Annotated in this window: 16 protein-coding genes and 2 pseudogenes; 8 read left to right on the top strand and 10 right to left on the bottom strand. The window is 69.3% G+C overall.

What is annotated here, in order from left to right; all coding sequences use genetic code 11:
• Positions 1-106, bottom strand: a pseudogene (locus tag AB0L71_RS10170) (aldehyde dehydrogenase); the annotation flags it as partial.
• A gap of 789 nt (positions 107-895) precedes the next feature.
• Here AB0L71_RS10170 and AB0L71_RS10165 point away from each other — a divergent pair.
• Both AB0L71_RS10165 and AB0L71_RS10160 read left to right on the top strand, forming a co-directional pair.
• Positions 896-1,105 carry a hypothetical protein gene (locus tag AB0L71_RS10165; RefSeq protein ID WP_365240361.1) on the top strand — a complete coding sequence of 70 codons (210 nt, stop codon included), beginning with the start codon at positions 896-898 and terminating at the stop codon, positions 1,103-1,105.
• Between the two features lie 211 nt (positions 1,106-1,316).
• Complete coding sequence (locus AB0L71_RS10160; RefSeq protein ID WP_365240359.1) at positions 1,317-1,796, top strand: hypothetical protein; 480 nt, start codon at positions 1,317-1,319, stop codon at positions 1,794-1,796.
• A gap of 584 nt (positions 1,797-2,380) precedes the next feature.
• Here the strand turns inward: AB0L71_RS10160 and AB0L71_RS10155 are convergent.
• Positions 2,381-2,914 (bottom strand): hypothetical protein, encoded by a 534-nt coding sequence (locus AB0L71_RS10155; protein WP_365240356.1) that lies wholly within the window; start codon positions 2,912-2,914, stop codon positions 2,381-2,383.
• A gap of 453 nt (positions 2,915-3,367) precedes the next feature.
• Between AB0L71_RS10155 and AB0L71_RS10150 the strand changes: the two are divergent.
• The 3 genes and pseudogenes from AB0L71_RS10150 to AB0L71_RS10140 form a co-directional block, all read left to right on the top strand.
• Positions 3,368-4,006: pseudogene (locus tag AB0L71_RS10150) on the top strand (IS110 family transposase); the annotation flags it as partial.
• A 1,075-nt stretch (positions 4,007-5,081) separates the two neighbouring features.
• Positions 5,082-6,659 carry a hypothetical protein gene (locus tag AB0L71_RS10145; RefSeq protein ID WP_365240354.1) on the top strand — a complete coding sequence of 526 codons (1,578 nt, stop codon included), beginning with the start codon at positions 5,082-5,084 and terminating at the stop codon, positions 6,657-6,659.
• A gap of 637 nt (positions 6,660-7,296) precedes the next feature.
• Complete coding sequence (locus AB0L71_RS10140) at positions 7,297-7,752, top strand: DUF4232 domain-containing protein (protein WP_365240352.1); 456 nt, start codon at positions 7,297-7,299, stop codon at positions 7,750-7,752.
• Positions 7,753-8,199: 447 nt separating this feature from the next.
• On the opposite strand, the gene AB0L71_RS10135 is transcribed toward AB0L71_RS10140, so the two are convergent.
• Both AB0L71_RS10135 and AB0L71_RS10130 read right to left on the bottom strand, forming a co-directional pair.
• Positions 8,200-9,120: a hypothetical protein gene (locus AB0L71_RS10135; protein WP_365240350.1), complete on the bottom strand. Its 921-nt coding sequence runs from the start codon at positions 9,118-9,120 to the stop codon at positions 8,200-8,202.
• Between the two features lie 724 nt (positions 9,121-9,844).
• Positions 9,845-10,576 (bottom strand): type 1 glutamine amidotransferase, encoded by a 732-nt coding sequence (locus tag AB0L71_RS10130; protein WP_365240348.1) that lies wholly within the window; start codon positions 10,574-10,576, stop codon positions 9,845-9,847.
• 151 nt (positions 10,577-10,727) lie between these two features.
• On the opposite strand from AB0L71_RS10130, the gene AB0L71_RS10125 reads away from it, so the two are divergent.
• Positions 10,728-10,943 (top strand): hypothetical protein, encoded by a 216-nt coding sequence (locus AB0L71_RS10125; protein ID WP_365240347.1) that lies wholly within the window; start codon positions 10,728-10,730, stop codon positions 10,941-10,943.
• Between the two features lie 237 nt (positions 10,944-11,180).
• On the opposite strand, the gene AB0L71_RS10120 is transcribed toward AB0L71_RS10125, so the two are convergent.
• The 6 genes from AB0L71_RS10120 to AB0L71_RS10095 all read right to left on the bottom strand — a co-directional run bounded on the left by AB0L71_RS10120 (position 11,181) and on the right by AB0L71_RS10095 (position 20,200).
• On the bottom strand, positions 11,181-14,105 hold the full coding sequence (locus tag AB0L71_RS10120) for a hypothetical protein (RefSeq protein ID WP_365240345.1): 2,925 nt from the start codon (positions 14,103-14,105) through the stop codon (positions 11,181-11,183).
• Positions 14,102-15,226, bottom strand: a complete 1,125-nt coding sequence (locus AB0L71_RS10115; RefSeq protein ID WP_365240343.1) for an AAA family ATPase — start codon at positions 15,224-15,226, stop codon at positions 14,102-14,104. Before AB0L71_RS10115 ends, AB0L71_RS10120 begins: the two co-directional genes overlap by 4 nt.
• Before the next feature lie 100 nt (positions 15,227-15,326).
• Complete coding sequence (locus AB0L71_RS10110; protein WP_365240341.1) at positions 15,327-16,706, bottom strand: VWA domain-containing protein; 1,380 nt, start codon at positions 16,704-16,706, stop codon at positions 15,327-15,329.
• Positions 16,703-18,124 carry a hypothetical protein gene (locus tag AB0L71_RS10105; protein WP_365240379.1) on the bottom strand — a complete coding sequence of 474 codons (1,422 nt, stop codon included), beginning with the start codon at positions 18,122-18,124 and terminating at the stop codon, positions 16,703-16,705. The genes AB0L71_RS10110 and AB0L71_RS10105 overlap by 4 nt, the downstream gene beginning before the upstream one ends.
• On the bottom strand, positions 18,094-18,597 hold the full coding sequence (locus tag AB0L71_RS10100; RefSeq protein ID WP_365240339.1) for a hypothetical protein: 504 nt from the start codon (positions 18,595-18,597) through the stop codon (positions 18,094-18,096). The genes AB0L71_RS10105 and AB0L71_RS10100 overlap by 31 nt, the downstream gene beginning before the upstream one ends.
• A gap of 178 nt (positions 18,598-18,775) precedes the next feature.
• Positions 18,776-20,200, bottom strand: coding sequence for a nucleobase:cation symporter-2 family protein (locus tag AB0L71_RS10095; protein WP_365240337.1), 1,425 nt, complete (start codon positions 20,198-20,200; stop codon positions 18,776-18,778).
• 1,125 nt (positions 20,201-21,325) lie between these two features.
• On the opposite strand from AB0L71_RS10095, the gene AB0L71_RS10090 reads away from it, so the two are divergent.
• Together AB0L71_RS10090 and AB0L71_RS10085 are read left to right on the top strand one after the other, a co-directional pair.
• Positions 21,326-21,865, top strand: a complete 540-nt coding sequence (locus tag AB0L71_RS10090) for a hypothetical protein (RefSeq protein WP_365240335.1) — start codon at positions 21,326-21,328, stop codon at positions 21,863-21,865.
• A gap of 465 nt (positions 21,866-22,330) precedes the next feature.
• A complete protein-coding gene (locus AB0L71_RS10085) occupies positions 22,331-23,197 on the top strand; it encodes a peptidoglycan-binding protein (protein WP_365240377.1) in 867 nt (288 codons plus the stop codon).
• Positions 23,198-23,355 lie beyond the last annotated feature (158 nt).

Here is a 23,355-nt window from a genome sequence, read left to right as displayed (position 1 = left end):
CCTCGATGCCGAGCCGGATGTAGGTGCGCACCCGCTCCTGCTGGTCGGGGCGGATCATCGGGCCGATGAAGGTATCGGGGTCGTTGGGGTCGCCGGCCGCGACGGCTCCCCCCTACCGGCAGGGCATCACCGCCGGCGCACCCGACGCAGTGCCGGTCAGCGACCGCTTCCACCTCTGGCAGGGCCTCTCCCGCCGTGTCCAGGACGTCGCCTCCACCCACCGCGGCTGCCTGCCCGCAGCACTGCCCCCGGTCAGCGAGAGCGATCCCGAACTGGTCAAGGAAACCGCCGAGAACACCGCGGCGGACACCCGGGCCGGGCGCCATGCCCGACGGTTTTTCGAGGCCGTGCACGCTCTGACCCGCACCGGCCGAAGCCACAGCTCCGTGGCCCGGGAGCTCGACCTGGACCACCACACGGTCAGCAAGTACGCCCGAGCCCGCACCTGGCAGCAAGTGATGCGCCACCGCCCCGCAAGCCCTCCAGCCTGGACCCCTACCTCGACTACCTGCAACAACGTTGGGACGAGGGACAGCACAGCGCGAAGATCCTGCACGAGGAAATCCAGACCAAGGGCTACCTCGGCCACTATCAGCGCGTGAAAATGGCCGTCACACCCCTGCGACATGGCCCACCCCTGGACGAGCCACGCGAGCGCCCGCCCTCACCCCGCGAAGCCGCCCGCTGGATCACCACCCACCCTGGCCGACGCAGCCCACGCGTCAACGACCGCCTGCCCCGACTCCTCGACCACTGCCCTGAACTCAGGCTCACCCATGACCTGGTCCGCCGGTTCACCACCATGCTCGACAACCGTGACGCGACCCCCTTGTCAAACTGACTGGACGAACTCGCAAACACCGGCCTGCGCCCTCTCGCCGGCCTCGCCAAAGCCATGCGCGAAGACCGACATGCCGTCGCCCAGGGCATCACCACCCCTTACAACTCCGGGGTCAACGAAGGACGCATCACCGACGTCAAGCTGCAGAAACGCCTGATGGGTGGCCGCGCCAGCGTCCCACTTCTCCGCCAACGCGTCGTCCTGATCGCCCACCTCCGCCGCTATTACACGGACCGGCCGCTCAGGGAGGTGGGCCCCTTTTAACCATTCGCCCAGGGATGACCCCCCAATGTTTCGCGAGTGCAAAAGCACGCACTGGCAACAGTGCATGCAGGGGCGAAGGGTGGCGCGTAAGTTCGAGCAACCCCAGGCTGGCGCCTCGCCCCGGGGACTATTCTGAACGTGCTCATTTCTGCTGGGGTGGTATCGAGCTGGGGGCATGATGGGAAATCGCAGGCGGGGACAATGGTTGGCAATGGGCCCGGTGATGATTCTTGTCATGGTGGCCAGCGGCTGTGGGGCGCTCTTCTACCCCAGTCTGCCGACCGTCCATAACGCTTCGGCCAGAGAACTCGCTGGGGACTGGACCGGCCCCGACGGTGCGGAGGTGGCCCTGGAGAGGGATGGCCGAGCCGCGGTACGGAATCTCGGAGGCGCGGACTGGGATTTCGACGAAGGCTGGGGTCTGACTGGGACCGGGACCTGGCAACTGATCAAGGGAGCCAGCGGAGAGACGATCGGTGGAGCCCCGGCAGTCCAGATCTCCATCACCAACGTGACGGGGCAAATTCAGCGTCCCCCCAGGGCCGTCGACGAATGGACGACCGCACCGCACACCCCGATAGGCCAATACACCTGGGAGTTCGGCATGGAGCGAACCAAAGAAGGGCTTCAGCCCTACTACCTTGCGGGGGACCCGGACGCTCCCAACCTGTATCACCTCAAGCGAACATGACCGGGTCGACCCCGCGTCAAGGTGACCTCCGGCTACGAAAATCTTGCCAGAGCCACGTTCGGGTGTACGCCGACATCACTGGCGAGGAGCAGTGAGCTGGCAGTTCCCGGATGACAGGACACGGTTGTTGGAACCAGGTGGTCACACTTCTTGCAACCAACCGTGAGTTGTCGATGCCTCCGGGGAAAGCTACTGGTCGATGTCGGCGTGAACCGCGCGCAGCTGCAGCCGAGCCTTGAGGAACTCCATCTCCGACAAGGTCCCCACCAGGCCATCGTGGCTCAGCTCTCCAGCCAGCTCACGAGCGCGCGACAACGAGGCCGCTGAGAGCTCCCGAAGGACCTTCGAAGCCGGGACAAGACTGGGCACCGGACCGACCAGCCGGAGCCTGACGGGCCCGTGCGCTGCGAGTAGAGCCTCCCGGACATCATCAGGCGCTGGTCCCCGACCAGCGTGTTCACACAAGTAGGCGCCGCAGGACCCGCAAGAGAACTCCGAGTCCCACCACAACTCATCGTGAAGGATGAACTGGTTTACCTGTCGCACCGCTGCGCTGCCGCAGTCGCACCGCGATGTGATCTTCGCTACCTGACCAGTAACGCGGTCTCCCCTGTGTTCCACTCCCGCGGCAGATCCTCGCCGCAGAAGACGCAGACGAAGTCCTCCTCCCGCACGATGTTGAGCTCCCGGCAGGAGCGACATCGACGGAAGACCACCTCGTGCGTGAACCCGGACGGGCGATGGACCCCGATCCGGTCCAGGGCCTCGGCCACGGCCGGCCATGAGCTGACGTCCGGGCAGTAGCCGGTCGACTGGTTGCTGACCTCCTCGACCACCCACCGTCCGGACTCCTCGCGGAAGCTCATCTCGCCGGCGCTCAGCACCTCTCCGCCGCCAGCGCACACCACGTGCTCGCTGCGGCGCGGAGCCAGTCGCAGTACCCCGCCGCCATCGACGACGAACGTGAAGGGCTCGGCCAACTCATTCAAGGTCAGCGCAGAGACCCACTCGCCGAAGTCCGCTGACGAGTGGATGCTCCGACCCTCGCTACCCGCCTGGACGAGCGCCTTCAGCTCCGCCGGGCCCACATACCGATATCTCTGCCCCCGCGTCTCCACGCACACCAATCCAGTAGCTCATAGAGCCAGAACCTGGGGATTACGGGCTCTGGCGAAGACCGCGAGCGTTGATAGGGCGGGACTGCGGCCTCGGCGTTCGCCATCAAGCTCCGCGCCAACAACCAGGCCCAGGTTCCAACTACCGTGTCCCCGCTCATCCACGTCATCGACACCGAACACTCCGATCGCCAACTCACGTGCTCACTCGACGAATGAAGCGCTCCTTACCTTATTGGCGGGTTGATTCCGGTCCTTCGTACGATCGGGAGACCCAGGGGCCTGGGTGCGGCTTAAAGCGCTCATGCCGTACGTGTGGCTTTGACTGATAGGCCGCCCAGCGCCCCGCGACGACACGGCCACTCATGGGGATGAGCGAACAGATATCGCTTCGTAAGGACACGTCGGCGTGGTCGCCTGCAGGGACCAGTCAACCGATCGACGAGGGAGGCCCGGGTGCCCGAGCTCTGGGCGGGGACGGACGCCGGCAAGGCCGCGCACCACTGCACGGTGATCGACACAGGCGGAACGAAGGTGCTCTCGCGCCGAGTACCGAACAACGAGGCTGAGCTGCTGGAGCTGATAGGCGATGTCCTTGCACTGGCCGAGGACGACCCGGTCACCTGGGCAGTCGACCTAAACGCGGGTGGAGCAGCCCTGTTGATCACCTTGCTCACCAGTCACGGCCAACGACTCATATATATCCCTGGCCGGACCGTCCACCACGCCTCCCACAGCTACCGGGGCGACGGAAAGACCGACGCAAAGGATGCCTACGTCATCGCCGACCAGGCGTGGATGCGCCGGGATCTGCAGCCGCTGCAGGACTGGGACGAGACTGTGGTGGACCTGAAGATCCTGACCTCCCGCCGCTACGATCTGGCCGCCGACCGCACGCGGGCCATCAACCGATTGCGTGCCCAGCTACTGGAGTACTTCCCTGCCCTGGAGCGGGCGTTCGACTACGCGGCCTCCAAGGGTGCCCTCGTCCTGCTGACCGGCTACCAGACGCCGACCGCCCTCCGGCGGATCGGTACGAACCGGATGTCGAACTGGTTCAAGAACCGGAAAGTACGCGCCGCCCAGGCCCTGGCAGACGCAGCCGTCGCCAGGCACGAACACCCCGAACTCCGGATAGTGGCCACCTGGAGGTGGGAATCGCTCACCCCGGCGTAGCGGGCGGCGCTGCTCGACGATCCAGACACCACGGTCCGTGAAGCGGCCAGGACAAGAACTGGGCGCTGGCCCCAGAACGGGCGGAAGCCATGCTGCCGTCCTTCGGTTCGCGCAACGCATGGGTGTTCGGCACGTGTGCTCTGTCCCCCGCGCTCGTCGAGCAGTGCTTCGCGGACGGCAGGGTGCGTCCCCTGACCTACAACCGGCACATCCCGGCCGACGCCGTCGCCCGGCTCGCCCGCCACCCCGAGGCGAAGATCCGCGCAATGGTCGCCGTACGGCCGGACCTGGTGGCGGAGCTGAGGAAGAACCCGGACGACGACACCCACCTAGCGATCACAGACATGACAACCCCGGTGGACCACCAACCGACGCCGATACACCGGACAAGCGTTTCCAAAACTCATCAACTTTCCGGACGTCAGCAGCCGGCGACTCCTCCTGCAACTCGTCCACAAACGTTCTCCCTTCGCACCCGCGCAGCCACGAATCCGACCGAACACCCGAAAAATCGGATCGGCCACGGTCTGAAACCCCGTTGCCTGGACGGGCTCACAGCTCGATCCCGATGTGCTCCACGTCGGTGAACTCCCTGGCCATCGCGCGCAACACCTCGGAGTCCTTGGAGCGTTGCCCCCTGCACCGCTGCTCCGGGCCCCGTTTCGCCGCATACCTCACAAGGCATGGCCGTCGAACAGTCCCTGATCGTCATCCGTGCGGACATGACGGAACGGGAGGCTGTCCACCAACAGCACCTGCATAGGCCCGAAGACCTGGTCTACTGATCCACACGGGCTGCACATCCCACGACGGACAGACCGGCCTGGCCAGGTTCTTCGCTTCCACGGAACTGCGAGTTCTCGGCATGCAATCAGGGCGAGTTCACCGATTTCCACCCTCCGGGCCGCGTACGGTGGACCCGCCGCCGCGCACGATCCGGCACGGCAGACTGCGGGGCGGCGGTCAGGGACACGCAATGGGAAGGAAGAACGGGATGACACAGGCCGCGGTGAGCGAGCTGGACGAACGGGTGCCGGGACGTCGGTGGACGGTGCGCCTGGACGCCGCCGGCCGGGGCAGTGCAGCTGTGCGCATCTCGTGCAGCCGCCCCGCCTGTGCCGAGCAGCGTCTGCCGTCAACGGCCGCCGGCCGTGCGGCCGCGGTCGCCCACCTCAAGGCCCACCTGCGCGCCGCCCCCGCCCCCAGGGCCGGGGCGTACTGCGCGTGCAGGGCCGACGGCTGCCACACCCATCTGCCGGACAGCGGCAGGAATGCGCGTGCCGAACCCTGGCGGTGCGGCGGACCGGTCGTCCTGGCCGTGGTCACCGACCGGGAAGGACGCTGGTGGCAGGCCTTGGAGTGCTGCTCGCGGTGTGCGGCCGCCATCCCCGGAGCGAAGACCGCGGCAACCTCCCAGGCCCCCGAGCCCCACCCCGGTGAACGCCCGGCCCCCGTAGCCGCAGGTACGCCACAGTTCTCCGACGGCCAGGTCGCGGCAGGCCCGGTTCCGGCTCCCCGGTCGGCGCCTGTGCGGCGCCGACGACGGCAGGCGAAGATCGCCCAGCGCATCATCCCCTTTGATCTGCGGCCCGTCGCCCTGCGGGACGAACTCATCGAACTCGGTGACCTCTTCCGCGACTACCAGCAGCGCGCCGAACCCGACCTGGCTCTGCTGGCCGAGCTCCACACCCGAAAGGCGAACGCCTTCGCGGCCTGGGCCGAGGCCGGCGGCGACATCCGTCTGCGACTCGACGCCCAGCGTGCCGAGCAGGCTGCCACCGCCGCCCTCCTCCAGCACCAGCAGCGCACCGGCCAGAGCGCGAGCGGTACCGAACCTTCCGTGGCCCGGCTGCTGACCGGCCCCACCCAGTGGGACCATGCCCGGGCCGTCCTGGCCCACGTCACCGACACCGCTCCGTTGCCCGGCCCACAGGCGCGCCTGCTGGTGATGATGCTGACTCTGCGCACCGCGCACACCGGCACGGGCAACCTCGTCGGCCAGGACCTCACAGGACTGGGCCTGACCGAGCCGGAGGACCTGGTCGCACAGCTGACCGACTGCGGGTGGCTCTGTATCCCCGGTACCCCCGGTGACCTGCTCGCTTCCCGGCCCGAGAACCCGACCCCCATCAGCGTCCCCTCGCTCACGCCGCACCCGGACACCTCCGGCCCGTTCACGTTCGGCAAGAAAATGCGGCCCAAGCTCAGCGGGTGGGCCCAGAGAGTCGTCTCGGACAAGAAGCTCCGCAAAGCCAAGACCACAGCCGACACCCGGTTGCTCGCCCTGGTCCTGGCCACCCAGACCTGCGCCGACGGCCGCCTGGGCCCCGAAGGCCAGGGCATCGACCTGGAACGGCTCGCGACCTGGTGTGCCGTCGCCCCCGGCGAACTGCCGCACCTGACCGACCGGTTGGAAGCATTGGACTGGCTCACCGAGCCTTCCCTCACCACCCGCCTCACCGGCCTGCTGACCGAGCGGGTCCTCCCGCTCACCTGCCCACTGACTCTGCCGGCAACGGAGCCGACTGATGATCAGGTCGCCGTGAGTGTGCCCACGCTCTCCTGCGAGTAGCGGTGCTGCTGCGCGTTCCTTGTCGCACGGGACATGCAGAGGGCCGGACTCCCGGTCATGCCCCGGATTCGCCTGGTCTCCGGAAGCATGCGGTGATCGACGAGCTCGGCCGGATGCATAGGAACCTGTGGGATGCCGGGACCGCATGGGTGGGGAGAAGTTGGACGCGGAGGTCCGCGGAGCCGTCAACGATCCGCGGAACGGGATGTGCGCGGCACGGGAAGCGGCTGAGGCCGTCACTCCGCCTGTCCTGCCCCAGTCGATGCCGCGCATCCCAGCAACGGATCCGGGCGCGCCCTCCACGAGGTGTCGCCGCCGGAGGTCACTGGGCCCTTCACCGCGGCGCCCGGGCCGGCCTCGGCCCGGTCCCTCAGGCGCCACGCCTCTTCCCTGATCCGGATTTCGCGAACCATGACCAGGCAGCACAGATCGGAGTCAAAAGCCCAGAGACCGTGTCCTAGCTGGTGACGCTGTCGTTGATCACGACAATGGGGCGGGGCACGCGGCGTTGATCAGGGATCCGTCGAAACTCCGTGAACTGCCGAGCAGGAATGGATGGTTCGTGATGCGTGCAGGTACCCGGAAGACGGCCGTCACCGCGGCTACCACTGCGTTGCTGGGTGCACTGGGAGGAGCAGTGACGCAAGCATCGTCACCGACGGACACGACCTCGGCGACCAGCGGCAGGGCGCCCTCCGCGTGCCGTCCTGCGAACCACACCGCCAAGATCATGATCGGGCCCGCGAGCGCGGGGCATCATCACTACCGCGTCACACTGACCGCGCCTCCCGGGTACGAACCGTGCTCTCTGGCCGGGTCACCGACCGATGTGCGGTTCTACCACCACGGCGACTCCCTGGATGGTGTCAGCCCCGGCCGCTACGGCCCGCAACACACCGTGGTGCACTTCGGTCCCGGCCGCCCGGCCCACTTCGACATCCAGGTTCCCCACAGCACCGATGGCACTCCCGCCGACGAGGCGGCCTTCACGCTCAGGACCCCGGACGGGGTGATCCCCGGCGAGTCCGCCGCCTACGGCCCACTCACCGTTGCTGTCGGCACCGTGGTCGGCCCGATCCAGCCAGGCGCCTGACCCCCACCGGATCCGGCCCGTCACACGTCGACCGGCTGCATCAAGTGGCCGGTTCTCCGGGTGTCCACTGCCAGTCGGCAGTGGACACCCGGAGAAGTCGTAGGCGGCACTGCCGGATGTGTCGAGCTGCGCGATGGCCAGGGTGGCCGGCTCGGTGGTGGAGACGGCGCCCCTCAGGTACCCCCTGAGGCAATGAGACGGCGCCGCAACAGTGAACGCAGTGACCGGTCGAAGTCGGCCGAGGAAACGGGGCAGGGGTACCGAGGCGGGCCAGCGCAACAGCGCTGTTGGCCGGCCCGCCCCCGGCATGCACGGTCAGCGTTCTGCTGTCGTCTCCGTCCGCCGCCGACACCTGGCGGGCCGACCATGTCCGAGCGGGCTGGTCCGGACGTCGGACAGCCCCGAGGCCGGACCCACCAGAAGCGTCACCACGTCACTTCCGCCCTGTCACCCGGCGTGCAGAGTCAGGGCAGCGGTGTGGAGCTTGCCGCCGGTGCGGAACTGCAGGAAGAGTCGCCAGTCACCGGGGGTGCCCAGTTCGGCGTGGAAGGACAACGTCGAACTTCCTTTGCCGGAGGAGGTGGTGGGGTGGAGGTGGGCGAACGCCGCATCTCCCTCATGGAATGCGGTCAGGTGGGCGTAGGTGTCCAGGTAGGGCTGCAGGTCGGTGACGGCCTTGCCGTCCTTGGTGATGCGCACGGCCAGCGGTTGCGCCGTGCCGGCCGTCGGTTGACCGGACACAGTGAGGGTGTACCCGTCGACTTGCGTGGAGTCCGCCACCGCAGGCAGTGGGGTACGGGCCGCGGCACCCGGGACGGTGACGGTCCGACTCATGACGAAGTCCTTGCCCTTGCCGCTCCCGCTGTCGGGCGAAAAGGAGGCAAACATGCGCCACGAGCCCGGCGCGAGGGAGGCAAGAGCAGCGGTCCACGTGCCGTCGGAGGCCATCGCGGGATGCAGGTGCTGAAAGCCGGTCAGGTCGGAGCGGATGGCGTAGAAGTGCATCCGCTTGGTCTGGTCGAGAGCGAAATCCGTGACCGCCGTGCCGTCAGGATCCGTGATCACGAATCGGTACGGAGTCGGTTTGCCGGCCTTCAGGGTGGTGTCGGGGCTGGCCAGGCGGTAACCGTCCTTGTTGTCGGCCAGGCCGTTGCCGTCGGCGGCCCGAGCCATGTCGGGCATGTCACCCGTCGAGGAGTCCTGGCTCGCCGAGGCACTCGCCGACGGCTTGTGGCCGTGGTGCATGCCGGACATCGAGGGATCGTCGGACGAGCCGCAAGCGGCCAGGGCCAGAGCGAGGATGACTGCACTGCCGGATACCGCGAAGGCCCGGCTGCGCGCGAGGGAGCGGGTGGTAATGGACATCATGTCTCGAAGGTCTCTCCAGGTAGCGCACCACACCGGGTGGGGCGCAAGCGAAACGGGACGTTACGGGCCGGATACCGCCGATGGCAGTTCCGGTGCGGTCCGGTCACGTCCGTGCGACGCACACCTGGAGCAAGAGACCACGTCCGCCCGGCGGGCCGCGCCGCAGTGTCCCGCCGGAATTCCACGCCCGGCGCAGAGCGCAGACTTCCGGCGCTACGGCAGCAGTCACACCGAGGAGAGGTGAAGCAGGTACCGGGACGCTGCTGCGGGCGGGAGTCGCTACGCACAGCACCCCGTGTGTGTCCACGCCCCCCGTCACCTGAGGCTGGGTCGTATTCCTATGCGGCGGCACGGCGTGGTCCCGCGCGTCCCCGAAGGCGTGGCCCTCGGAGACCCCGACGGCCGCACTCGTCCCTCCGTGGCAGCCGTCAGCGGCGGCGGCCGGGGCGCCATGCATGAGGAAGAGACCGAGCAGGAGCGCACTCAACGCCGCCAACCGGCCGGCACTCAGGCGGTGTACGAGTGTGCTGCCCATCGTGGCCCGCCTTCCCTTCCGTTCGCTCCCCGTACTGAAAACCTCCGGGGAGCATACCCCACGGGGGTATCATCGAGGAGAGATTCAGGCTCCAGCACCTGAACCTCTCCCGACGCGACTCAGTACCTCACCCGCTTTCCAGGTGTGGCGCCAGGAACGGCACCGGCTTGCACGGGACGCGGACCCGGCTCATTCCCCGGCCGCCGAGATCACCACGTCGGCGAAACGGTGGGCCACGGTGCGCCAGACGTCGCTGGCGGTCGGCTCGTCCCGGAGCGCGAGCGTGTGCAGCGCCTCCGGTGCGGGGGCGCCATGCCGTTGCAACCGGTCCGGGTTCCACCGGCGAATGCGTTCGGCCGTGATCTCCGGATGGAACTGCACCCCCCATGCCGAGGAGCCGACCCGGAAGCCCTGGTAGGGGCAGTGCTCGCTGCGGGCCAGCCAGTGGGCGTCAGGAGGCAGCGCGGTGATGGCATCGACATGGTTCTCGATGGCCGGCGGGTGCGCGGGCAGTCCGTGGAACAGCGGGTCGTCGGCGGCCTCGGGGCGGAGGCTGAGCCGGGTGCTGCCGAACTCGGGCGTTCCGTGCTCCTTGCGTACTTCGCCGCCCGCGACCTGGGCGAGCATTTGACCGCCGAGGCAGATGCCGAACATCGGGGTCCGTTCGGCGAGGGCCTGACCCACGAGAGCACGCGTCGCCGGCAGCCACGGCGCTCGGATGTCGTCATCGGGCAGGTAGGCACCGCCCAGCACGATCAGCGCGGGATGTTCCAACCGGTCCGGAACCCGCACGCCCTCATGGGCGGGTACCACGTGCGCAGTCACACCACGCTCCTCCAGCCAGCCCGCCCATCGGCCGAGCCCTCCACCGGAATCGTGCTCGATCACCAGCGCCGTGGCCGTCGTCCTCGTGACACTCATCCCGCGTTCCCCATCGTCGTCTGTATGTACCGCCGGTCCGAGCAACTACGCCGAGCCCATCACGGGCAGACGCTGCCGGATCAGCCGCCAACTCTCCCATGGTCTCTGACGAGAGGCCTGCCGACCTGAGACGATCAGCAGGACGGAACGAATGAATGCAGGGGTGGGGAACGTGATCGTTCTGGTACTGCTCGGCGTCTTGGCGCTCGCCGTCGGCGGGTGCGCATGTGTGGTGTGGGCGGAGCATGGCGGGCCCCGCTGGGTCCGTGCCGTGTCGGCCATGACGCTCGCCGTGAGCGAAGCGGTGCGACGCTCCGAGAGGGACCGACGTCGGAGCCTGAGCGGGAGCAACGGTGACGAGGGCTAGGAGTGAACTCTCTGCACACCTCGACGACCTGGATCAAATTCCCTATGCGGACCGTCCGTTGATCACACCTCAGCACGATCCCCGGTGAGCAGCGGTGCTGTTCGGGAACCGACTCCCGAACAGCACCGCTGCTCGTTGCCAAGGCCTATGGGGGCGTCCGGTCCGGGTCTTGGCGTACGGGATGGCACCGAGGGCCGCCGGGCACCGTGTGTGCGGTGTCCCGGCGGCCGAGGGGTGTCATGTCCCGGTGAGCAGGGCCGTGACCGCCTGTGCTGTGGTCGGGTGGCGGGTGGTCAGCGGTGCGGGGCCGAGTGCGCTGCCGGACGGGGCCCACGGGGCGTCGCAGCCCAGCAGGTCCGCGACCGCGTCGCAGGCCGCCGGGTGGGCGGGCAGCAGGGCTGCGCCCGTCGTGCCGGAGGGGGGTCCGGCGGCCGGTGCCCAGCCGTCCGTACAGCCCAGCAGCTCTGCCACCGCGTCGCAGGCCGCCGGGTGGGTGGGGAGCAGTGCCACGCCGCCGCGGGCCGAGGCGGTCGGGGCCGCGGCCGGTTGCTGCCGCCACGGCGGCACCCAGGCGTCCAGGGCCGCGAGCCGGGCCGGGAAAATCCGTCCGGCCTCGCGGATGAGCAGCGGGGCGAGTTCCGCGGCGTTCGACCGGAGCGTGGTGATCAGGGACGGCAGCCAGGGCAGCAGCACCGGGTCCGGAAGCCGGCCGAACGCGTTCGACACGGCCTCCACCACCACGTCCGCCAGACCCGGCACCGGCTCCAGTGCATGTACGAAGCCGCTGAGGTAGCGCGGGTAGGAAGGCACCACCAGCGGGTTGGCCAGGAGCTCGTCGCAACGGGTCCGCAGCTGTTCCCGGGACAGGGCGCCGAGCTGTACCTGCGCCGCCCACAGCAGGGCCGTCTTCGCCTGGTCCTGCGGGTGTGCCTGGGCGACGGCCAGTTCCAGCTGGTTCCGGTCGCAGCCCAGGGAGAGGGCGAGGCTCTCCATGCTGAACAGGAAGCCCAGCATCGCCGCCACGTGGCGGACGGTGGCGTCATCGTCCGTGAAGGCGGTCGGCAGCAGGGTGCAGTAGTGGGCGTAGCCGGTCTTGACGAAGGACTCGATCCACGCGGGCTGGACGGCCTCGTTGGTGCGGTAGTACGCCAGCAGTCCACGCACCCGGCGCAGTACCTCCGGTGCTCCGTCGACGGTGCGTTCGGCGGCGAGGACTTCGAGGGCGCGGGAACCCAGTTCTTCGGCGAGGCGCCTGCTGCCGAGGTAGAGCGTCGCGTCCTCGACCGCGGCCAGCACCTCCGCGGTCGTCGCCTGCGGCCCGTACGCGACGCGTCGCAGCCTCTGCTCCAGCACCTGTTCCAGGCTCACGCCCTCGTAGCCGAGTTCGATGAGCGCCCTCTGGTGGGTGCCGAGCGACAGGTCCCACGACTCCTGGATCGACCGCTCCCCCAGCCGCCGCTCCCCCATGATGGGACGTGCGGCGCCGGCCGGCATCAGTCTGCGGAGCATCCAGAGGACGTCCGAGCAGGCCCGCAGCTCCGGGTGGGATGCCATGTCCAGCAGGGCCCTGCGCACCCCCCGCTGCTGGAGGTTCAGCGCCAGGGGGGCCAGTCGGTCGTGGACGTCTCGGGCGAGGGGCGGCAGCGCGTCGTAGCCGACCTGGCCGATCCGGTCGCCGCCCATCATGATCTCGACGAGGCGACGTACGTCGCGTCGTCCGGGGACGGTGTCCTTCTCGATGCAGGTGATCGCCGCGTCCTGGAAGTCGTACGGCGTCGGCTTGGCCCGGTCCCTCATCCCGGCGAGCAGGATCGACGTCTCGAAGACCGCGATGGCATCGGCGGTCGAGGCGAGGTAGCCGCTGCGGCGTGCGGCTCGGACGATGTCCACGGACCAGCCGAGCAGTTCGGCCTCGTCCAGGGTGTCGAGGGCCGGTGGCCGGCGCAGGAAGTCGGAGAGCCGGTCCTCCCCCGCGCCCGGCGGGACGGTGCCGGGCATGACGGCAGTGGGTGCGGCGGACTTCGGGGGGCGTGCCTTCTTCGTGCCGGCCTGCCCCTCCAGGCGGTACGGCTTCACCCTGGTGCGTTTGAGGTTCTTCGCCCAGTGCGTCGCGGCGATCGACACGGAGCCGGAGGCGAGGCCGAACTGCGCCTCGATCGCCGTGTGGCTGGACGGGATCAGACCGTACTGCCAGGTCGTGGCGGTACGAGGGGAGATCGTGAAGCCTCCGGAGCCGTGCACGCCGAATTCCTCGACGTGGCTGGCGGCGTGGAAGGCGCCGCAGACGTACAGGCAGTCCGCCGGGTCGGTGCCGGTCGCGGCCAGGTGCTCACGCATCCGGGTCCACATGTACCGCTCGCGGTCCTCGTCCACGCGGACCCGGTCCGCGTCACCGGGGGCGAGTCGGCGGAACAGGCTGCCGATGAGGAACATGACCTGGCGGTAGGAGTCGTGGTCGCTGTCGCCCAGTGGTACCTCGACGTACTGGTGCCACCACTCCGACCAGTGGCGCACCTTTCCGTGGCGCAGCAGGTGTTCCTCGAGTTCGGCGAAGCGCGGCCGCAGGTCGCCCATCTCGATGCCGACGGCTTCGCCGTGGAGTGCTGCGTCTGTCTCGGTGGGCTTCGCCCCGGAGCCCTCCGTGTCCACTTCGGCCGGTTCGTCCCGGGTTTGCCACTGGAAGACGTGGTCGCAGGATCGGTCGACGGCGACCAGTTCCACACCCGGGGTGTCGAGGGCGTAGGCGATGGCCTGGTACTCGGCGGATGCCTCCGTGACCGGTGCGACGACGGACAGCGGGGCCCACTCGGGCGGGAAGCCCCCGATGTCGCTCGCGAACGCCTGGACCGCGACCGGCAGTCGGCAGTTGCGCAGTTCGGTCAGGAGCGGCGCCATGTCCTCGCACAGCTCCAGGTAGACGACCTTCGGCTGCTTCTCCCGCAGCCGACGGGCCATGGCGAGGGCCGAGGCGGGTGAGTGGTGGCAGACGGGGAAGATCTCCAGTGGCTCGGCCGCCGCGCGGTCGACGTCGTCGACCATGCCCAGGAGGATCTCCTCCAGGGCATCGGTTCCGCCCGCGAAGTGGGCTGCTGCCTCGTGGAGTTGGCCGCGCAGTGCGGCGAAGGGGGTCGCGGCGGGGCCGGGTTCGAGGGTCTGGCTCATGACAGCTTCGCGATCGCGTCGCGGCCGCCCTCCAGGAACTCGGGCCAGGATCCGCCCTGCTCCTTGCCGCGCGGCTCGACGACACCGTGCAGGTACTTGTTGAGAATGGCCAGGTCCTCGGGCTCGCGGCGGGCCAGGGAGCCGACCAGCGAGGCGGCGAGGCCACGGGCGGTGAGGGTGCGCTCGCCGAAGAAGTTGCTGTGCAGGACGGCGTCCTCCAGTACGCCGATCTGTTCGGCGGTGGACAGTGCGGACTCCAGCTTCTCGTCGTCGCTGCCTGCCGCGGTGGCCGAGGCGCGCAGGTCGGCGAAGCTCTGCAGGAGGACGTCGAGGAGGGTGGGCGGCACGTCCAGCTCGATCTGGTGGCGGCGCAGCAGTTCCTCGGTGCGGAAGCGGACGATCTCGGCTTCGCTCTTCTTGTTCGTCACCACCGGGATGCGGACGAAGTTGAAGCGTCGCTTGAGTGCGGAGGAGAGGTCGTTGACGCCCCGGTCACGGCTGTTGGCGGTGGCGATGACCGAGAATCCGGGCTTGGCGAAGACGATGTTGTCACCGCCGCCTTCGCTCTCCAGTTCAGGGACGGAGATGTACTTCTCGGAGAGGATCGAGATCAGTGCGTCCTGTACGTCGCTGGTGGAGCGGGTCAGTTCCTCGAAGCGGCCGATGGCGCCGGTCTCCATCGCGGTCATGATCGGCGAGGGGATCATCGACTCCCGCGACTGGCCCTTGGCTATGACCATGGAGACGTTCCAGGAGTACTTGATGTGGTCCTCGGTGGTGCCGGCCGTGCCCTGGACGACCATGGTGGAGTTGCGGCAGATCGCGGCCGAGAGGAGCTCGGCGAGCCAGCTCTTGCCCGTACCGGGGTCGCCGATCAGCAGCAGCCCCCGGTCGGAGGCGAGGGTGACGATGGAGCGTTCGACGAAGCTCCGGTCGCCGAACCACTTCTGTGTCACCTCTCGGTCGAGGTTGTCGGCGCGCTCGGAGCCGAGGATGAAGAGGCGGACCATCTTCGGGGACAGGCGCCAGGAGAACGGCTTGGGGTTGTCGTCGATCGACTCCAGCCAGTCGAGTTCCTCGGCGTACTTGACCTCGGCGGGGGCGCGGAGCAGGTCGGACATGGGAGGGGCCTTTCCGGTCAGTTGAGGGGTGCGGAACGCTGAAGGCCGGCGGGCAACTTCCCTGCGACAGCAGGCAGGGGCGCGCGGGCCGTGGGGCGGGTCAGGTGAGGAACGTCTTGAGTTCGTGTACGAGCTTGTTGATGTGGCCGGAGACCACCGGGGTGCCGAGTGCCTTGAACCGTTCGCGGAACCAGGGGTTGACCTCCTGGCGTCCGGAGCTGGTCACCGAGCCGACGGGGATGAACCGCACCCCGGACCGGTGGACCGCCTCGATGCCCTCGAACAGCGGCTGGGACCGGTCGAACTCGTAGAAGTCGGAGATCCACACCATGACGGTGTTCTTCGGCTCGGCTATCTTCGGCCGGGCCATGGCCATCGCGACGGGGCCGTCGTTGCCGCCGCCGAGGTTGGTGCGCAGCAGTACGTCGAACGGGTCGTGCACCCAGGGGGTGAGGTCGATCGCACGGGTGTCGTACGCGATGAGGTGGACGTCCACTTTCGGCAGCCCCGCGAAGATCGAGGCCAGGATGGTGCAGTTGACCATGGAGTCGACCATGGAGCCCGACTGGTCCACGACGACGATCAGTCGCTGCGGTGTGGTCCGGCGGACGGTGTGCCGGTAGTAGAGGCGGTCGACGTAGAGTCGCTCCTCCTCCGGGCTCCAGTTGGTGAGGTTCTTCCAGATGGTGCGGTCGAGGTCGAGGTTGCGGAAGACGCGCTTGGGCGGGACCGAGCGGTCCAGCTCGCCGACGGTGGCCTTCTCGACCTGGGTGCGCAGCACTTCGGCGACCTCGTCCACATAACGCCGGATGAGGGACTTGGCGTTGGCCAGCGCGATGCCGGAGAGATTGCCCTTGTCGCGCAGCAGCTGTTCGATCAGGGACATGCTCGGGGTGAGGCGGGCGGCCAGCTTCGGGTCGGCGAGCACCTCGCGCAGGTGCATGCGCTGGACCAGGTCGGCCTCGATGCCGGAGAGATCGGGCCCCGAGCCGCCGGCGTCGAGTCCTACCCCTGCTGCCCGCCCGCCACGCAGGCCGCCGGGCGGGCAGCCGAGTGCGCGCTCCAGCCAGCCCGCGTCGGACTGCCAGCCGGCCAGCTGACCGGCGGAGACCGTGCCGGTGCCGGTGGCGAAGACGTTGAGCAGCAGCTTCGACGCCAGTGCGGCGCGGCGCACCTCGGCGGTCCGGTCGCGCGCACCGTCCGCCTCGGGCTCCGGTGTCATCAGGCCGTCGAATGCTTCGGCCAGCTCCGGGTGGCGCTGGACGACGGAGTCGACGGAGGTGTCCGGGTCCAGCAGCGCCGGCGGCAGCCCCATGTCCTCGACGATGTCCAGGCTCGCGGATTCCAGCGCGGGCTGCTCCTCGTGGTCGAAAAGCCTGGCCAGGAGCCGCCAGTAGAGGACCTGGCGGCGGTTTTCCTCCGGGTCCGGTCCGGTCGTCGGCGCTACCGCGGGGCTGCTCGAGAGAGTGTGGTCGGTCATGTGCGCAGCAGCCTTCCGGCTCGTTCGCGCAGAACGGCTACGGAGTCGGTGGCCGCCTTCTCGGCCCGGGCCCCTGCCTTGTCGGTGGTGCCTCCGGCCCACGCGCCCGCGTGCACGGCGACGGTCTTCTTCCGTACGGTCGTCTCGACGGCAAGCGGCTGGAGGACGAACTCCCCGGCGTCCCAGCGGAGCAGGCCCACGCACGCACCGGACGCGGCGACGGCCTCCGGGGTGAGGGGGCCGGCGGCGGGGGCTCGGTCGGTGTCGACGGTCAGCCGGTGTCCGGCCAGGGCGAACGTCAGCGGCCCGTCGTCCGGCTGCTCGGGCTCGTACCCCTCCAGCAGGACGGGTACGGCGATCCGGGCCGGGTGACGGTCCAGGGGGGCCGTCGCCGGGGCGGTCGTGGTGGCCAGGATGACCCGGGCCGTCGCGAACGGGTCGGCGGCCTCGCCGGGGCGGGCCCGCTCGTCGTCCCAGACGAGGTCGCCCTCGGCGGTGACGGGCATGGCGTCGAGGTCCATCGAACGGCCCTCGCCGACAGCGGTGAGCAGGTTCATGCGCGGGCGGAGCAGCTGCCACAGTCCGGCGCCGACAACGGTGTCGGGCTTGGGTGCGGACGCCGAGGCCCGGACCAGACGCGGGGCCGTGCCGTCGGCGGGCTCGAACACGGCGTGGACCTGGGCCTGCACGGCGGTCGCGTGCTCCTGCACGTCGACGCCGAGCGGCAGCAGGCGGCCGGTGGCGGGGGTCGTGGCGGGGGCTCGGAGGGCACCGGGCAGGGTGAGCAGCAGTGCGCGCGACCACAGATCGGCCCAGCGGCGCTCCGGTATGCGCTCCAGTGTGGCCCCCGGGCAGGACGCGGCGAGTTCGGCGGCGAACCCGTCGAGCAGCAGTGCCGGCCGCCGCAGCCGCAGGTCGGGCAGCATCGCGGAGACCACGGGGGCGGCTCCGGCGACGAGTTCGTGGTCGATGCCGCGCCAGCCGGCGCGGGCCAGGTCGCACAGCCAGGCGCGGGCGGCGGAGAGGACGTTCGCGGCGTGCTCCTCCCCACCGGCGGGGGCGCTTTCCTCGGTGTGCGGGCGTCCCGTGGCGTCTGCCACGCGGTCCGTCAGCGCGTCGTGGACGGAGCCCATGAGGGCGACGCGGGCGGCGGCGAGCGCGACGAAGTGGTCCTCGCCCGCGGCACCGGCCGCGGCCTTGTCGGCCGCCTCGGCGACCCGCGACGCCAGCGGGGTACCGGCGACCGCGTCGGCGAGCGCTGCCAGTCCTGCGGCCTGTGTGGGCTGCGGACGGAGCAGCCCGGCGACGAGCACGCCGTCGAAGGCGTCCACGGCGGCGAGCGCCTCGTCGAGCCCGTCGATGGGGTCGAAGAGCAGATCCGTACGCATCAGGCCGCCTTCCGCGTCGGCGGGAACCAGTGCATCTCGGGCAACGGCGCTGTGGCCGGCTCCAGTTCGAGGTAGGCGAGGTGTCGCAGGAACCGGCTGAAGACCGGAGCGGCGGCCGAGGAGTCGCCCTGCGCGGGGTGTGTGGCGGTCATCGTCGAGACGAGTGCCTGGGCGTCCGGCTCCCCGTCCGGCGTCTCGGCCTTCAGGTAGCGGGCGACACGGCCGGCGCCGTACTGCAGGACGGCCTCGTTGACGAGTGCACGGATGTGGTTGCAGAACATGCCACGCGCACCACCGCAGGGGCGGTTGTTGTTGGTGCTGCACGCGAACGCGTACGTTCCGGCGGCGATCGAGGACACGTACACGCGTCCTATGTCGGATCCGCTGGAGACCACACCCTGCAATCGGCCGTCGGCCAGCTCCACGAACGGAACCTTGGCGAGCTTCCGCGGCCGTGCGGGTGGTACCACCCGCACCGTGCTCGACTTCTCCCAGGCTTGCAACGCACCTCTCCCTTGCACGTCAAAAGGGGGTGTTCACGCCGGTGTGGCGGAACGAGAGAGAATCTATCTCCGCGCACTGACAACGCCCCGTCCCTGCCCGGAGGCTGACGTGCTGGAGGGACTGCGCGTGTGAACGGCGCGGACCGTCCGTCCGGCCCCCGAGCCTGTTCGCCCGAGGTCAGGCGGGAGGGGCGGCGTCGGGAGCCGTCGGCCCGACCACTCCCTCGCCCTGCCCCTCCCCCGTCCCCGTCCGCGTCCTCTTCCGTCCGGGAGTGTGGTTGAAGAGCAGGTTCAGCAGGAACGCAGCGAGCGTCGCGCTGGTGATGGCGCTGCCACCGATGATCTGCACCCAGGCCGGGAAGGCGTGATAGATCGACGGCGCCACCACGGGCAGCATCCCCACCCCGATGGACACGGCCACGACCAGCAGGTTGCCGGTCGCGTCGAACTCCGCCCCGCGCAGGGTGTTGATGCCGACGGCTGTGACCGTGGCGAACATGACCAGAGCGGCCGCACCGACCACCGGACCCGGCAGCGAGGCGACGACCTCGCCCATCCTGGGAACGAGTCCGAGCAGCACGAGGATGCCTCCCGCGACGGCGGCGACGTACCGGCTGCGTACCCTGGTCATGCCGACCAGGCCGACGTTCTGGGCGAAGACGGTGTCCAGGAAACCGTTCATGACCCCTCCGAGGACGCCGGAGACGCCATCGGCTGCCAGACCACGGGCCAGGTCGCGGCGGGAGAGCGTCCGGCCGGTCATCTCACCGACGGCCAGCATGTCAGCGGTGGACTCGGTGAACGTCACCAGCATGACCACACACATGGAGATGACCGCGGCAACGGGGAACTCCGGAGCGCCGAAGTGGAACGGCGAGGCGACCCCGAACCAGTCCGCTTCACCGACCGAAGAGAAGTCCGTCAGACCCATCGGGATGGCGACCAGCGCGCCCCCGACCAGTCCCAGCAGCACCCCGAGCTGGGACAGGAACCCGCGGGTGAAACGGTTGACCAGCACGATGAAGAGCACGATTCCACCGGCCAGGGCGAGATGGGAAGGTGCTGCGTAGTCTTTGGCGGTGGAATCCGTCCCGGCGATCAGCCCGGCTGCCACACCGATCAGGGAAAGCCCGATGACGGTGATGACCGTGCCGCTGACCAGCGGCGGGAAGAACCGCACCGCGCGGGCGAACGGCACGGCGACCAGCAGCCCGAAGACACCGGCGGCGATCATCGACCCGTACACCGCCTGCATGCCGTACTCGCCCGCGATGAGGATCATCGGCGTCACGGCGGTGAAGGTCGCACCCGCGACGACCGGCAGTCGCACACCCAACACCCTTCCGATTCCCAGCGCCTGAATGAGCGTCACCACACCGGCGACCAGCAGGTCGGCGTTGATGAGCAGACCAATGGTGGATGTGTCCAGGTGCGCGGCCGCCCCGAAGACGAGCGGAACGGTCACGCAGCCCGTGTACATGACCAGCACATGCTGGAGTCCGAGCAGCCCCAGCCGAGCGGGGGGCAGGACCTGGTCGACGGGATGCCGGGCAGTGCTTCGGGTAGCGGATCCGGCTGTGGACGGAGCTGGGACCTGTGACACAGGGGCCTCCGGGGGCGGAGCGGATGGAAGAGTGAGCCGACGGCGCACAGAAGCGGACGCCGGGGTGGCTGGGCGTGGAACTCCGCAGCCGTCGTCCGGACACCATGGTCCGGCAGGGATACGGCACGGGTGGCGATTCACCGGGAACGATGCAGCGAGCGACGGCTTTTCGGCGTGCGCGGAGGCCGGGAGCGATCGGGCGCCGGGGCGCTTCGACGAACCGGAGCCCCGGGCGGGTTCAGACGGCGCAGCGCTCACCGCCGGCTGGAACCCCGTGCGCGACGTGCCCCCGCGTCCACGCCGATCGGCGGGCCCGGGAACGGAGATCGACGAGATGTCGTCCGGACGCGTCGGGACTCATCTCGCCTCCTCGTACGCGGTGTTGCTTCCTGGAGTTGCTTCGCAGCGACAGTGACGCACAGCCGTGACACCGGAGTTCCCCCTCCGTTACGACCGCATTGCACGGCAGGGCTGGTGTTCCGTCGGAGCGATTCCTCATGCAGTTCGTCAGGCCGCTCTGGAGGAGTGCGTGGGGTTCAGCCAGCCGGTCTCTCGCTCCTCTCGATCTTTGTGGCGACTGATCGGCGTTGCAGCCCGTCGGCAATGAACTCCATCTCGACCTGCGTGCCAACCAGACCGGTCTCTTGGAGCACGCCGGCCATCCCCCGTGCCTGGACCAGGGACAGGCGGAGCATCGCGCGCAGGACTCGCAAGACGAGGGCGCGGCTCATCTCACCGTCCGCGAGGCGAAGCCGTGCGGGCCCATGCTCCGCCAGCAGGGCATTCCGGATCTCTTCAGGAGTCGCTCCACCTGTGCCCTGGTCACACCACCCGTTGGGACAGGCAGTACACGCGCCTTCGGCGCCCCACCACAACTGCCCGCGGTCGATGTACTGGCCAACGTCGAGTATCAGCACACCACCGCAGTCGTCACACCGCGCCGTGACCTTTGCTCCTCGAGTGATCACCGGGCTCCTTACGGTCGGTTCCCCACAACCGGATAATGCCGCGAGCCTGCTGGTCAGTCGACCTTGTTACCGCTGACCTGACAGATGGACAGCAGGACAGCCCGGCTTCCGGTCGGCGCCAGGCGGCCTGGGCGTCGCCGATCGAGCGTCGGCGACAGTGGCCGATTGGCGCTCTATCCGGCGCATGCTGCCGGGTGGTGGGCTGGTCGTCGTGTCAGGGATTATTGCGTCCGCCATCGCCGTGGTCGGAACACTGTTGGGTGTTGTCGTAGCACATCGCTACCAGGAGAAGGTCGCAGCCCGGTCCGCAGCCCGCGCCATTCGCGAACGAAGCCACCAGCGACTCCTCGATGCATGTGCCGACTTCCTTGCCCTGGCGGAGGATTATCGGCAGGCGCAGTACGACCGGTGGACCAGCCAACGTTCAGGGCCCGAGTCCGAGGCGGCCCTTGCAGCCCGGGCGGAGTCCTTCCGGCTCTACGCCGAGGTCCGCAGCAGCGTCTTCCGGCTTCATCTCGTCGCACCCCGCCCGGTGGCGCAGCACCTCGCCGAGCAGGCTGCTGTGATCCAGGGGAAAACACGAGAGATCTTCTACGCAGCGGACAAGGCCGACATGCTCGCCCGAGGCGAGGGTGTAGAGCTCGCTTGTGAAGCCTTCGCAGTTCGTGCCAGAGAGGTACTGGCCGCGGGAGAGTGACGGGAATGTTCAGCGATCAGTCTTCACTGAGAACGCTCAAGGCTCGGTGAGACAGAACCAGCGGAGCCCCGGCAGGGTGAAGCTGCTTCGCGCGGGTGCGGGACCATGGCCGGTGGTGCTCCGGGAGGCGGGTTCCGCGGAGCGAGGGCCGCCCCCTTCCGTGGGTGCGGTATGCGGGAGGGGCACGGGGCGCATGAACCGGGCAGCTTGCACGGGTCCGTGCAGGTACGCGATCACGCGTCGCCCCCTTGAGGACTCCGTCGCTCCGTTCCTCTGGAGCACAGGCTCCTTTTCTGGCATGCTCTCGCCAATGCAACGCGCGTAGAACCAGCGGGTGTTCAAGGAGGACGGGACATGTGTGAACAGTGCGGTCCGGCGGATGGCGCGACGGACGGACGGCAGGACATCGGACCTGCGAATCCGTCACGCAGGAGGCTGCTGCTGGGCGCCGGTGCCGGGCTCGGGGTGGCACTGACGGGTCTGCCGGCCCTGACCTCGTCGGCCTCGGCGGCGACCTTGAAGGACGGGACGTGGTGCAACCCCGCCCAGGGCTACTTCCCCTCGGGCGGATACTACGGCGCAGCACGCGGCGCCTATGCGCACGCGGGCCAGGACGTCACCAACACCACGGGGACGGCCGTCTACGCCGCTGCTGCCGGCACCGTGGTACGCCGCGGCACCGCTGTCCTGACCGGCCGCACCGGTAACGGTCTGGTCATCTCGCACGGCGGCGGGAGGTACACCTACTACGGGCACCTCAGCGTGTTCCGGGTCGCTCTGGACGCACAGGTCTCCGCGGGCCAGCGCATCGCCGACATGGGCGCAACCGGCAATGTGACCGGCCCTCACCTCCACTTCGAGACGCACAGCGGAGGACTGGGGACCACGACCAATCCCGTGACCTACCTCGCCGCCCGCGGCGTGGAACTGGGCGGCGGCTGGCCGTCCATCGACCCCGGTGCGTCGGGTGCGACCGTCAAGGCCATCCAGTACCTGATCACCCAGCGCGGCACCGCACTGGTCGCCGACGGCGACTACGGCTCGGTGTCGGTCGCCGCGGTCGAGAAGTTCCAGTCCGCCAAGGGTCTGGTGGCGGACGGCCAGGTCGGCCCGAAGACCTGGCCGGTCCTGGTCTACTCGCTTCAGGAGGGAAGTTCGGGATCGCACGTACGCGGCCTCCAGGAGATGCTGAACAAGCACAGTGCGGGACTCGTCGTCGACGGTGACTTCGGCTCGGTGACCACGTCCGCCGTGCGGACCTACCAGAGCGTCAACCGGCTGACCGTCGACGGTCAGGCGGGTCCGAAGACCTGGGAGGCTCTCGTCGGGTGACGCCGCGGAGCGGGTGCGCGCACCCGCTCCGGCCAGGATGCCGTGAGCGCCCCGGGCCCCGGACAGGAAGTCCGGGGCCCGGGGCGCTCCCAGGTGCTTCAGGTGGCCGCGGCCACCCGGCGGGTGCACCACGCCGAGGTCGTCCGGGCGTACGCCGG

Origin of the sequence: Streptomyces sp. NPDC052052, assembly GCF_040680455.1 — a bacterium.
Taxonomy (GTDB): Bacteria; Actinomycetota; Actinomycetes; order Streptomycetales; family Streptomycetaceae; genus Streptomyces.
Note: the sequence above shows the minus strand (reverse complement) of the source record. Positions and strands in the feature narration are given on the sequence as shown.